11 protein-coding genes and 1 tRNA gene are annotated in these 12780 nt (G+C 54.3%); 8 read left to right on the top strand and 4 right to left on the bottom strand.

The window, feature by feature from the left end; genetic code table 11:
- Window positions 1-7: 7 nt before the first annotated feature.
- A complete protein-coding gene (locus tag SPI6313_RS18380) occupies window positions 8-1678 on the top strand; it encodes an ABC transporter substrate-binding protein (protein ID WP_072622298.1) in 1671 nt (556 codons plus the stop codon).
- A 474-nt stretch (window positions 1679-2152) separates the two neighbouring features.
- On the opposite strand, the gene SPI6313_RS18385 is transcribed toward SPI6313_RS18380, so the two are convergent.
- Window positions 2153-2223 (bottom strand) — tRNA-Gly (locus tag SPI6313_RS18385).
- Between the two features lie 17 nt (window positions 2224-2240).
- Between SPI6313_RS18385 and SPI6313_RS18390 the strand changes: the two genes are divergently transcribed.
- The 5 genes from SPI6313_RS18390 (at window position 2241) to SPI6313_RS18410 (ending at window position 8341) form a co-directional block, all read left to right on the top strand.
- Entirely contained in the window at window positions 2241-3197 is a 957-nt protein-coding gene (locus SPI6313_RS18390; RefSeq protein ID WP_217650657.1) for an o-succinylbenzoate synthase, read from the top strand.
- Complete coding sequence (locus SPI6313_RS18395) at window positions 3176-4597, top strand: AMP-binding protein (RefSeq protein ID WP_072622300.1); 1422 nt, start codon at window positions 3176-3178, stop codon at window positions 4595-4597. Before SPI6313_RS18390 ends, SPI6313_RS18395 begins: the two co-directional genes overlap by 22 nt.
- Before the next feature lie 12 nt (window positions 4598-4609).
- Entirely contained in the window at window positions 4610-5581 is a 972-nt protein-coding gene (locus SPI6313_RS18400) for a M48 family metallopeptidase (protein ID WP_072622301.1), read from the top strand.
- 674 nt (window positions 5582-6255) lie between these two features.
- Entirely contained in the window at window positions 6256-7113 is an 858-nt protein-coding gene (locus SPI6313_RS23100) for a hypothetical protein (protein ID WP_139276696.1), read from the top strand.
- Window positions 7114-7174: 61 nt separating this feature from the next.
- Window positions 7175-8341, top strand: a complete 1167-nt coding sequence (locus tag SPI6313_RS18410) for an MFS transporter (protein WP_072622303.1) — start codon at window positions 7175-7177, stop codon at window positions 8339-8341.
- Window positions 8342-8497: 156 nt separating this feature from the next.
- Here SPI6313_RS18410 and SPI6313_RS18415 read toward each other — a convergent pair whose 3' ends face one another.
- From SPI6313_RS18415 to SPI6313_RS18425, 3 genes are read right to left on the bottom strand one after another with little or no spacing between them, the layout of a single operon-like run.
- Window positions 8498-10633, bottom strand: a complete 2136-nt coding sequence (locus SPI6313_RS18415; RefSeq protein WP_072622304.1) for a hypothetical protein — start codon at window positions 10631-10633, stop codon at window positions 8498-8500.
- Between the two features lie 8 nt (window positions 10634-10641).
- Entirely contained in the window at window positions 10642-10974 is a 333-nt protein-coding gene (locus SPI6313_RS18420; protein WP_072622305.1) for a DUF565 domain-containing protein, read from the bottom strand.
- A gap of 38 nt (window positions 10975-11012) precedes the next feature.
- Window positions 11013-11369: a winged helix-turn-helix transcriptional regulator gene (locus tag SPI6313_RS18425; RefSeq protein ID WP_072622306.1), complete on the bottom strand. Its 357-nt coding sequence runs from the start codon at window positions 11367-11369 to the stop codon at window positions 11013-11015.
- Window positions 11370-11515: 146 nt separating this feature from the next.
- Between SPI6313_RS18425 and SPI6313_RS18430 the strand changes: the two genes are divergently transcribed.
- Both SPI6313_RS18430 and SPI6313_RS18435 read left to right on the top strand, forming a co-directional pair.
- The gene (locus SPI6313_RS18430) at window positions 11516-11752 is read left to right on the top strand and encodes a CDGSH iron-sulfur domain-containing protein (RefSeq protein ID WP_072622307.1); all 237 of its coding nucleotides are present in this window, start codon (window positions 11516-11518) and stop codon (window positions 11750-11752) included.
- Between the two features lie 224 nt (window positions 11753-11976).
- Window positions 11977-12678, top strand: a complete 702-nt coding sequence (locus SPI6313_RS18435) for a pirin family protein (RefSeq protein ID WP_072622308.1) — start codon at window positions 11977-11979, stop codon at window positions 12676-12678.
- Window positions 12679-12780: the final 102 nt, after the last annotated feature.

A 12780-nucleotide genomic window follows, 5' to 3' on the forward strand; every position in this document is an offset into this window, starting at 1 on the left:
TTCAAACATGACACAACGCTCCTTCCCGCTATCCCGATTTTGGCGAGCTTGCGGACAATTTGTAGGTTTATTTTTACTCTGTGCCGTCTTGGTGGTGGGCTGCAATCCTGCTTCCTCGGACAGGGCGAGCGATGCCCCCAGCGATACGGCCGCTAGCACCACACCGAGCGATCGCATCATCTACGGCACGACCCTAAAACCCCGCACCATCGACCCCGCCGACAGCTATGAAATGGCCGGGATCGAAATTATTTATAACCTTAGCGATACCCTCTATACCTACCAACCGGGAACCACCGAACTCGAACCCAGTTTAGCCACGGCCATGCCAACGATTAGCGACGATGGCCTCACCTACATCATCCCCCTGCGGGAAGGGGTCACCTTCCACGACGGCACACCCTTTAATGCCGAAGCGATGAAATTTTCCCTCGATCGCTTCATCGGCAACGGCGGCAAACCGGCGTTTCTCCTGGCTGACGTAGTGGAAACCGTGGAGGCATCCGGTGACTACGAACTAACTATCACCCTCAAACAACCCTTTGCGGCGTTCCCCGCCCTCCTAGGCTTTGCCGGAACTTGCGCCATTTCTCCCGATGCCTACACCATCGGCGAAGGGGAATTCAACCCCGATACCTTTGTCGGCACTGGCCCCTACAGCCTGACGGAATTCACCAGCGACACGATTCGCATGGATGCTAACCCGGACTATTGGGGTGATGCACCCGCCAATGAAGGGGTTGATATTCAAATCTATGGCGACAACTCCGCCAACCTCTTTAATGCCTTCACTACGGGCGCGGTGGATGTGGCCTATCAATCCCTCGATCCGGAACAAATTACGACGCTCCAAGAGGGCGGTGATCAAGAGGACTGGCAGGTGATTGAAGCCCCTGGTACGGCGGTGAATTTCATGGTGCTTAACGTGAATCAAGAACCCCTCGATCAAGTGGAAGTGCGACAAGCGATCGCTTCCCTGGTTGATCGGGCCTTGATCAATGAGCGCGTCTTCCAAGGTCAAGCCGAACCCCTCTACAGCCTCATCCCCACCGCTTTTGAGAACTATTACGAACCCACCCTCCAAGCCGCCTACGGTGATGCCGACAGCGAAGCCGCGATGGAACTGCTCACCGAAGCTGGGTTTTCCGCAGCCAACCCGGCGGTGATCCCCCTCTGGTTCCCCACCGCTTCCACCACACGTTCCCTCGTGGCGCAAACCCTCCAAGCTCTCGCGGAGCAGCAGCTAGAGGGCATCCTTCAGTTTGAACCCAACACCGTCGATGGGGCCTCATTCTTCAAAAACATCAAAGAAGGCATCTACCCCGCCGCCCTCGTCAACTGGTATCCGGACTTTCTCGACCCGGACAACTACATCCACCCCTTCCTCAGTTGCTCCCAAGGCAGCGAGGCCGCTGGCTGTTCGGAAGGGGGCGCACAAAGTCAAGGCTCGTTCTATTACAACAAGGAAATGAACGACTTGATCAATGCCCAACGGGAGGAGAGCGACCCCACTCAACGGCAGGAAATCATCAGCCAAATTCAAACCAAGCTGGCCGAAGATCTCCCCTACATCCCTCTTTGGCAAACCAAGGAATATGTTTTTGCCCGCAATGAGGTGAGCCGCCTTGAAATGAACCCCAGTCAAACGATTCCGTTCTGGGTGGTAGAAAAGTCTTAGAGTCTGACTCAACCCCATAAAAATACTGCGTCTTGCAGAAAGAAGAGGCTGATCGATCAGCCTCTTCTTTCTGTATCTGGAGTGACTCATCAATGCTACTGCCTATACACAACCGTCCAATGTTGACCTAGCCTGCGCTTGATCCTCCCTCTCCGTCAGGGCTAGAGGTTTGCAAGTGAGCTAGAGGTTTGCAAGTGAGCTAGAGGTTTGCAAGCGAGCTAGAGGTTTGCAAGCGAGCTAGAGGTTTGCAAGCGAGCTAGAGGTTTGCAAGCGAGCTAGAAGCTCGCACTACAGAGGCTTCTAGGAAGGGGACTGTGGGCCTTTGGCTTACGCATACTGGTTCCAGACTCGCAACGTGGCTGATGTGTCGGCAGTGGTATTGATGGGGGGTGAAAAATTAATCGATTCTGATCAGTGGAGTGAGATTCTGAGCCGATCGCTTGTCTTGGCTTGAGCTTGAAAATGTTAGGAAAAAGCGGGTGAGGGGAATCGAACCCCTATCATTAGCTTGGAAGGCTAAGGTTTTACCACTAAACTACACCCGCGAATGTGCAGCCCTCCCATGATAGCGAGTTGGTTTGGAAATGTCAAAATGAATCAGGGGTTACGGTGCAGGGTGCAGCCCTATACGATCGCATTTCGGCGACCACTGTCAACGGCGCACGGGATATGGCGACAGCGAGAGGGGGCGATTTTGCAACTTTGGGATGGGGGCGATCGCACGGGTCAGGGGGAAATCGCGCCGATTCCGTGGTTTGGGTCGGAAACGTTAGCAGAGGCGATCGCCTTTTTTAACCACCTTGGCCCCACCTGCACCCCGGCACAACTGACGCAGATTCCCGACCACCTGCCCGCCTGCCAATTCGCCGCCGCTTCAGCCCTCTTTGCCCTTCACCATCAACCGGATGCGATCGCCCTCCAACCCGCTCAAATTGCCTACCTGTTACCGACGGGACAGGCTGCCATGGGTGCGATCGCAACAGTGCCAGCAGGGACACAGACGGTGAAATGGAAAATTGGGGTGGCGACCGTGGCGGAGGAATTGGGCTGGTGGCGGGAACTGTGCGATCGCCTCCCGCCGGGGATCATGATCCGGTTGGATGCCAACGGGAGTTTAAGCGAGGCGGCGTTGGGGGCGTGGCTTGACGGGGTGGGTGCGTCGGCGCGGGTGGAATTGATCGAGCAACCGTTACCGCCGGATCAGGTGGATGTGCTGTTGCGATGGCAGGCGCGATCGCCGCTGCCCTTGGCGTTGGATGAGGCGGTGGCGACGGTGGGGCAGTTGGCGCAGTGGGTGCGGTGGGGTTGGCGGGGGATCTATGTGGTGAAGGTGGCGATCGCGGGTGATCCGTGGCAATTACAGGCATTATGTCAGGCTCATCAGCTTGATGTGATTGCATCATCAGTGTTTGAAACGGCGATCGGTCGCCAAAATGCGCTTCAATGGGCGATGACGATTCATAACCCGGCGCGGGCGTTGGGATTTGGGACGGCAGGATGGTTATGGGAAACGGGTTAGGATTGGGGGCGTATTTGGAAGCGCGATCGCCGTGGTTGCGCCGGGATGATCCGGCTCAGGAACGGGCGGATCGGGCGCGGTTTGCGGTGGACTATGCGATCGCCTGTGACCGATTGAGCCAGCAACGCCCCCGCCTTTGTTTAGCCGAACCCGACCCGGTACGCTTTCTCGCCCAATGTTGCGCCGCGATCGCAACTCAAACCCCAGTTTTTCTCTGTGATCCCCGCTGGCAAGCCCAGGAATGGCAGCAGGTACAGGCAACCGTGCAACCGGATTTGATGTGGGGACTCCCTGAAACGCAGCAGCAGAGCCAAGAGATGAAGCCCCTGGCCGATGGTGAGCAGGATGATCATGAGGCAGCGATCGCACAGATCAACGGCCAAGGGATCATTGGCATTCCCACCGGCGGATCGTCGGGGCGGGTGAAGTTTGCGATCCATACCTGGAACACCCTGACGGCAGCGGTGACGGGATTTTACGACTATTTCGATCGCCGTCCGGTGCAGAGTTATTGTGTGTTGCCGCTCTACCATGTCAGCGGGTTGATGCAAGCATTACGGGCGATTCTCACCGGGGGACAGGTTGGGATCGGGGACTATCGCCGCTTGAAACAGGGACAATTCCCAACCCATTTAGACTCGGAGACGTTTCTATCCCTCGTGCCCACGCAATTACAACAGATCTTGACTTGGGACGATGCACCGCAATGGTTACGGCAATTTCGGGCAATTTTCATCGGCGGTGCGCCCGCGAATCCGGCCCTGTTGGATCGTGCCGCCGCCCTAGGACTCCCCCTCGCCCCCACCTACGGCATGACCGAAACCGCCGCCCAGATCGCCACCCTCAAACCCGCCGATTTTCTCGCCGGCAACCGCACGAGCGGGCCGGTGCTGCCCCATGCCCAGATTGAGAGTTTGCCCGATCGACGGCTTCAGATTCGGGCCGCGTCCCTCTGCTGGGGGTATTATCCGAACCTGTGGCGCGATCGCACCTTCACCGCCGATGATCTCGGCCAGTTCGATCCCCAGGGTCACTTAACCCTGATCGGTCGGCAGCAGCGGCAAATCATCACGGGCGGCGAAAATGTCGCCCCAGAGGAAATCGAAGCGGCAATTTTAGCGACGGGCCAGGTGGCGGATGTCTGCGTTGTGGGCCTGCCCGATCCCGTTTGGGGAGAAGCGATCGCCGCCCTCCATGCCCCGATTCTCTCCGAAACCCAGTTACACAGCCTCCAAACTCACCTCCGCCGCACCCTCGCCCCCCACAAACTCCCCAAACAGTGGCACGGTTTCGCCCAACTCCCCCGCAATGCCCAAGGCAAACTCGACTATGGGCAGATGAGGGCGATCGCCCAGCTCCCCACAGTGTCAGACTACAATCAAGAACAAACCGTGTTGTAAGAAAAACCTGCTATGGCAACCTATCCCGGCCTTTCTAGCGAAGCCTTCCGACATCCCCTCGATGCCCAAGCGGAGCAAGCCCTGCGCTCCATTCCCGGTTTTCAGCAATTCACCCGTGGTTTTGTGGAATACCTCTACGAACGCCCCCAACATGTCTATTTAATGGGCAATTGCGTCGAAGTGGGCCCCCGTCAATATGCCACCATCTACGGCATTTTTCGCGAATGCGTGCGGGATCTCAGCCTCCCCATAGAACCCCATCTTTTCGTCAGTCAAAATCCCGAAGTGAATAGCTATTCCCTCGGCTCTGATCATCCCAGCATGGTGATTAATTCCGGGGCGTTGGACTTACTCAATGAAGCGGAACTGCGCACCGTCATCGCCCATGAATTGGGACATATTAAATGCGGCCATACCGTGCTCAAACAGATGGCAATCTGGGCAATGGAAGCCACTCAATTAATCGGCGATCTCACCTTGGGGATTGGAAAAATGCTCACGCCGGGCCTGGTGTTTGGGTTCTATGAATGGAGTCGCAAGGCGGAACTGTCGGCCGATCGCGCTGCCCATTTGGTGGTCGAAGATTTGCCACTGGTGGCGCAAACGATGCTGAAGCTGGCCGGTGGCAGTCAGAAATACGCCCATGAATGCAGCCTGACGGAATTTATGAACCAAGCGGAACGCTATCAGGCTCAGGATCAAGACGAACTCAACCAGATTTATAAATTTTTGCTCTATAACGGCGGTCGGGGCGCGTTGCTCACCCATCCGTTTCCCGTGGAGCGGCTGCATTTTCTCCAACAATGGTCAACCTCTGACCAGTATCAGCGAATTCGTAATGGCCAATACAGGACGGCGAATTCGGAAGGCGCGGTCAACGTATCTGCCCAGGAGAGCGATCGCGAAGTGAACGAGCTACAGCGTCAAGTGGAACGGCTCCAGGCGGAGATTGACCGAGTCCGGGGGCGATCGCAACGTCATTAATACCGAACGTGATCGAGATCAACCCGTATTTAGACGGAAATCAGCAGCAGGATCGATAAAGATCATCGTGGAAATCACTGATATCCTTGATAGTCAATGTATCCTGGGAAAAAGATGAGCGGACGCTGCGGCGGCGTGGGTCTCTGGTTCACTCATTCTCAATCCTATATTTCGCTCGGTGCTGTATGCCTAAGGCTAGGTGAACGATGATCTATAAATTCCTCCTTGATGTTGTTCGTAACTGTTCACCAGAAATTGCCCTTGATGAGTTTAAGGCTCTCTTTTTGGAGCATCGTTCTCATCCAGGCAACTTATCAGCATTTTCTGATCTCGTTCTTCTCCTTAAACATCATGACAAGGACGAGTTTTTAGGAACATTGAAACGGTGTTGTTATATTTTAGTGAACAACTGGGAAACGCAACGGAAAACCCACTGCATCCCAAATTTGGTGAGTAGCTTCACTGAAATTGACTGGCATATGCCCACTGCGACCAAGGCACGTAAACATTTAAAAGCATGGTTGAAAGAATTTGTTGATAGTCAAGATTATCAAGATTTAAAGTTATTTACAGCGCAGCATCTACAGCCGCAAGGAGAGAACCAGAGGGAGGAAGACGCACCAGCACCGCACTGGAGTACACGCTACACATCTTATCTGTTGGTTCCCCAATTTATGAATGCGGAAAATTCGCCAGAACAGCGGGCAGTGGCTCAGAAGCGATCGCAGGAACTCAAAGATAAGTTTAAGTTTGATTTGGCAATGTATACAGCGCGATCGCAGTCGGGCATTCCAGACCGTAAAACTGATCTTCAAAATCCCACCGGCTTAGGGGATGATGTGCTTCGCCTGATTAAAACCATTGTGGCCCGTCAAGGTCGCTACAGTTATTCCCACTTTGCCAATATTTTTCTCAAGCAAATTCAAGGGTTAAGCTACGGTGAATTTAAAGGGGCGTTATGCAACTATTTATCCTACTCCACTGATTCTGCCGTTCAGCAAAATTCTGTCAGCAAACAGTTACTGCGCCGGATTCAAAACCTCTACCCCGATTACAGCGATGATGGGCTAGATGAAGCTCTACTGCTGCGCACCTGTAACCGTGTAATTGATTTTTTGACCATTGAACGCAATGACACACCCTCGGATTTTTTCGTGTTTATTCTCACCCAAGGTCATGCGCTGACCTTAGTGGTTTTACTGCTGAAAATTGTTCTGGTCTGTCCCAATGCGAGAACCCATTTAGATCATCAAGTGGCGAAATTAATTCGCTATTACATGCAATATCCCGTGGATGATTGTGATTGGGTGGTTCATTTTTTTGAGGTGTTTAATATTGCCTTTGCGATTCACGGCGATCGCAATGTGGAATATAACCTGATTCGGATTCGGAGCGGCAACACCGCAGACTATGACTCCGCAGATCAAGACTTGATGGAAAACTATCGCATTTTTTCCCAATATAAGGACGGTGCTAGCCCAAAGTTGATCCCCTTTGAAAAACCATCCTCCCAACACCCCATGACCTCCTGAAGCGGGATAGTTCTCCGGTTAACATCGGGATAGACCAAGCAGAAAATCATGAGGCGAAGGGATGATCAGCAAAGCGCGAGTGTTGGGGGTAACGGCGGTTCAGGGGGCGATTACCTTGGGATGGGTGTTGTACGCGCTGTACTTGCCGCAACTTTTAACAGAATTAGGATTAGCGCCGGAATGGGCGGGGCTGTTACTGACGATTGAGCATGGGCTGGAGGTGGTGATTGAGCCGATTGTGGGGCGGCTGTCCGATCGCAGCCAACGGAAGCTAGGGACCCGTTACCCCTGGATTGTGGTGGGAAGTTTGGCAACGGCGACGCTGTTGATGGGGTTTCCGGCGGTGGTGGTGTGGGGGAAAGCTGTGCCGATGTTGTTGATCGGGGTGGCGATCGCTTGGGCTTCGGCCATGGCGGTGTTTCGCAGTCCGGTGATGAGTCTGCTGGCCACGGCAGCACCCCGCCCCCAATTGCCCCTTGCGGCCAGTGCCTTAACCCTGGTGCAACAACTGATCGGGGCGTTGCGATTCACGGTGTACGGGGTGATTTTGAGTTGGGGGCCAGGGTTTGCTTTTGGTTTGGGGTCAGTGGTGCTGTTGGGGGCGATCGCGTTTCTCCGCTGGGCCATTCCCCCCCAACCCGATCAACCCCAACCCGTCGAACCGTCTCCCACGGCTCTCACTCCGTTGACGATCGCCCTAATTGTCGGGGTGGGTCTTACCCTTTCGGTGGGGTTGCGCTTTGTCTTTGCCACAATTCCGATGGTGGTGGCGCTGGGGTTCAGCCCGGAACAAAAAGCCATGGGGAGTTTGGCGTTTAGTCTCACGTTGGCGATCGCTGCCTTGCCCGTGGGATACCTGGCAACACGCTGGGGGAATGGGATAACGATGGTGGGCGGTGCGGGGTTGGCGGCGCTGGGGTTGGTGATGATGCTGGGCAATCCACAGCCCCTGATGGTGATCCTGGGAGTGGCGATCGTGGCGATTCCCCTCAGTGGCGTACTCAATGGCGCGATTCCCTTTGTTCTCAACCTTGTGCCGACAACGGATAAAGGCTTTGGACTGGGGTTGTATTTTGGCGCGTTGGGAGGTGGGTTTAGCTTTTTTGATCTGGTGTTTAAGGCCCTGGAACCGGTGGCAACGGTGCAGGGCATGGGCGGGGCGATCGCGCTGGTCTGTGTGGCGGTTTTGATTGGCTACAGTCAACGCCAGGCCGTTTCACCATCCTAAACCAGAGCCTACCCCAGACAACAAACCGAAACTATGGGGCTTGCTAGCCTCTGGGAGTGCAAGCTTTTAGCTCGCTATCCGATTCGCGACACAACAAACCGATGGCACTTGCTCGCCCAAATCTAGGATTTAGTGAGCCAGAGGCTCACACTTCGATTAGGAGAAATTCGCCGACTGCACTAACGGCGACAGGGGCCCCAGTTGTTCTGCACCATTCACCGCCAATTCGCTATGGCACAGAATCAACCGCTGATCCACCCGTGCAATCAGATCTCGTAAGACGCGATTGAGGCGATCGCGCTTGTCCTGCTCTTGCTCCTCTGGGCTCCAGGGTTGCCCTAGGCGATCGCGCCAAAACAGATGATGGGCGAATAATCCCGTTGCGCCCCCCTCTTGCCACAGCACCGACCCCACATCGAGCCAAAATTGCCAAGGGTGCGATCGTCGCAACGTCCGGTATTGATAAATCGTGGCCAGCAGCACCGCATTGTCCGGCTTCCCCTGACGACTGGGGTAAGCATTGGCGGTAATTGTGCCTCGCCGCAACAGTTTAATAAATTGCTCTAAGGTCTCTGAAGCCGTGCGTTTCGGGGAGCCGCTCTGTTCGAGTCGCCGTTCCACATCCCAAAAATGTTGCGCCGTTTCCATCAGTTCCCGCAACACCGATAACTCGCCATAGGTGAGTTGCGGCCGGGTTGCGCCGAAAAAATCTTGAATGGCACGATTTAAGACCTGAGCGGGTTTTTCCGCATATTGCGGAGGATGCTGGGCAAGGTGGGAGCGTTGCCGTTCAATCCAGGTGTAGATCTGTTCATAGGCGGTAACCACTTGATGCCCAAAGCGATCCCAGCGATCGTAATCCATGATCGGTAAGAGGTGGGGATGGTCAGGGGCGAAGTGGTAGCAGTGATCCGAGAGGAGACCCGCCCGCACCGGATCGATGGTGGCGGCAGGACTGCGGTTCGGTAATGGTGGACTGAGCACAACGAGCATTTCGGCGATGCGATCGCGCTCCGTCAGGTGGCCTAAATTGGGATAGACCAAGGTGAGCAAGGTTAACAAGGCCCGCACTAGGGGAGACGTGATCAAGGGGCGTTGCTCGTTGAGGGGTTCAACGGCAATCTGATTTTTACTGAGAATATCGATCAGGGTGTAGCGGGCGATCGCATCTAACCCCGGCGCAATTACCGCAATATCCGCCGCCCTCACCCCTTCCTCCTGCACTGCTCGAATAATCCGATCCGCCGTCGCCCGCAACAACGAGGCCCGCGACACTGGCAAATATTGTTCAATGCGATCGTGGCGCGTTTGTTGCAGTTGCACCACCTCCACCGTCGGCGGCAAGTTTAGCAATTGCGGCGAATCTGAGACCAGGGAATCCAGCAGCGGCGTTAATATTTCTGTCAGGCCAGCGGTGCGATTGAGACGCTCGCATTGCTCAAATTGCTCCTGAAGTTGCCACAGAGCTTGCGGGTCTGCATTTAACCCCAAACGGCTTTGGCCATGAATATTATAGGTCGCCACACAATACACCCGATGATCTAAAAACGTCCGCAAAATATCCGCAGCCAAGGCTGGATAATCATCGAGATCATCGGCAAAAACGGCCTGATAGCGGCGCAAAAGTTGCACTTCATAACTGGGATTCCCCAGCAAGTAATGACTATACAGATCGTAGATCACGCCATAGGACAGGAACCCCCGTTCTAAACACCAGGTGTGCCACCCTTGCAATAGTTCCCCCCGCTGGCAACTAATATCCGTTTGTTCATCCCAGCACAATCCCGGCAACCCGGCACAGAGCAGATCGGCAATCTGGCTTAAGGGTGTGCCCCCCGCCCCCGCCAGTTGCAGCAGATCCAGGGTATCGCGCACGAAGCGATATTCCATCATGCCGCTGTTGTCCCGTTGCAAGTCTTCGAGGTGCGATCGCCACAATTGTGTGGCCAGTTCTTGCTCCGTTTCGGGGCGCAGATGGAGGGGAAATTGGGCATTGAGTTTGAGGGCTTGGAAAATGAGCGGCCAAAACAGCGACACCTCATCCTTCATAAAGGCGATCGGCGTTTTCATCACAATCGGTTCATGGCTGATCACCTCGGCCAGGAGGCGATCGCTCAAATCCCGCTGATTAGCCGTACTCGCCGTCAAGACCAAAACCGCCGGGGTAATCGCTGGCCGTCCCTGCTTCGGCAACGGCAGCGATCGATGTTGACCCGTCCATTGCTCAAACATTTCCAACAAACGCTGGGTCTTCCCACTCCGACTCGACCCTGAAATCCACAGTGAACGCATAGAACTCGTTAGGAATTGAGCTTAAAGGCTTCGAGAAACAGACCATAGATGAAACCAATTTTCAGGGCATTGATCACATCCCCCCAGGCGATGCGGGGCGATCGCTGACCTTGACCATAAATGAAACGGCTGATCACCTCCGTCACCGCCACACAAAAGGCCGCGATCGAGATATCCCATAGAGCCATCTGCCCTGCTGTACTGGAGACCCCACTCGCCAGGAAAAACCCCACCAGCAAGCCAATCACCAACAGCGACAACCGCCGCCAGGGATTACTTGCCCATTGCGTGGTGCGATCGCCCACCCCCGTCAACAAACCATTCAACCGCGTTCGTTGCATCGCGTCCTTCCCTCAAACCTGTCCCCTTACTCTAGCTCTCAGGACTCCAACTGCTCAAGCTGTTGATGCTGGATTCCCCACTCATGCATCACCGCCAAAATCGGCCGCAAACTTTCCCCCAACCCCGTCAGGGAATATTCCACCTTCGGCGGCACCTGAGCATACACCTCCCGATGCACAATGCCATCCGCCTCCATTTCCCGTAACTGTTGGGTCAGCATCTTTTGGGTAATCCCCGTTAACGCCCGTTGCAACTCGCCAAAACGCCGCACTCCCCCCAACAATTCCCGCAAAATCAACACCTTCCAACGTCCACCAATCACCGCCAATGTCCGCTCCACCGCACAATAGACCTGCTTGTTTCCAATCTGTGAAATGGATGCTTGATTCACCATAGTATCGTTTTGGGTACTACCTTACTTTTTAGTGCTTACTGTGCAAACCGATGGTACTCGATTTAAAGTCTAATTATAGAAGATTCAGCCTTTGAACTGGCTGAATTTTAGACCGTAAAAGTCGTTATAGGATTGGATCAAAAATCATGAGTAAGCCCGTTGTTTTCGATCATAAGCCTGCGGTTTTAGACCTTGAAGCGGGAACCTATTTCTGGTGTAGTTGTGGCCAATCTAAAAATCAACCCTTTTGTGATGGCGGTCATCAAGGCACAGACTTCACGCCGGTTAAATTCGAGCTTGAATCTGCTCAAAAAGTAGCCCTGTGTAACTGCAAACACAGTGCCAACAAACCGTTTTGTGATGGTGCTCATACATCGCTTTAAGGCGTTAACGTTCCACGGGTTGATTCAGGGGATGGGAGGGACGCAAACAATCAGACCGCGCGATCGCTGCGTCCCTCCTGTCGTTCTGAATCTTGGCGGTGAGTACGGTCTCTTGAGCCATCACGTCATTGTCTCCTGTTGTTTCTCTGGTGGTGAGTTCTACCGGACATCATCCCTAAATTCCCCCTACAATACTAGAGTTTTCTTTCATGAGGAGGTCTTAAATGTTACAAGTTCGGAAAAGTCATGAACGAGGTCATGCGAATCATGGTTGGTTAGACTCGTACCATACCTTTTCATTCGCGAGTTATTACGATCCAAATCACATGAGCTTTCGCAGCTTACGGGTGATTAATGAAGACCGAATTGATCCGGGTGCTGGGTTTGCGACCCATGGCCATCGCGATATGGAAATCATTACCTATGTGCTCAATGGTGCTTTGGAGCATCAGGATAGTTTAGGCACTGGGTCAGTGATTCGTCCGGGGGAAGTGCAACAGATGAGCGCGGGCACGGGGATTCAACATAGTGAATATAACCATTCCCAGCGCGAACCGGTGCATCTGTTGCAGATTTGGATTACGCCGAATCAAACGGGGATTGAGCCGCGTTATGCGCAGCGGGAGTTTCCGATTGCGACGGAGTTGGGCAAGCTGCATCTGGTGGCGGGGCCAGTGGGTGAGGTGGAGAATGTGATTCCGGTGCAGCAGGATATGCGCCTCTATGCGGGGCAGTTGGGGGCGGGGGATGAAGTTCACCAGGCGATCGCACCGGATCGTTATGCTTGGATTCAGGTGGCGCGGGGGGACTTGAGCCTCAATGAAATTCCTCTCCAAGCGGGGGATGGGGTGGCGATCAGTGGAGAGGACGCGATAACCATCACCGCCACCACAGCGGCGGAGTTGTTGCTGTTTGATTTGCCGTAAGGGTGTGGAAATTTGCGATCGCACCGGATGCCATGATTTGAAGTGCTGATGGTGCGATCGCCCTCAAACCAAACCTCTAGACTCAAATAATATAAATTAAAT

It is taken from the genome of Spirulina major PCC 6313 (assembly GCF_001890765.1).
In the GTDB taxonomy this organism is placed as follows: domain Bacteria; phylum Cyanobacteriota; class Cyanobacteriia; order Cyanobacteriales; family Spirulinaceae; genus Spirulina; species Spirulina major.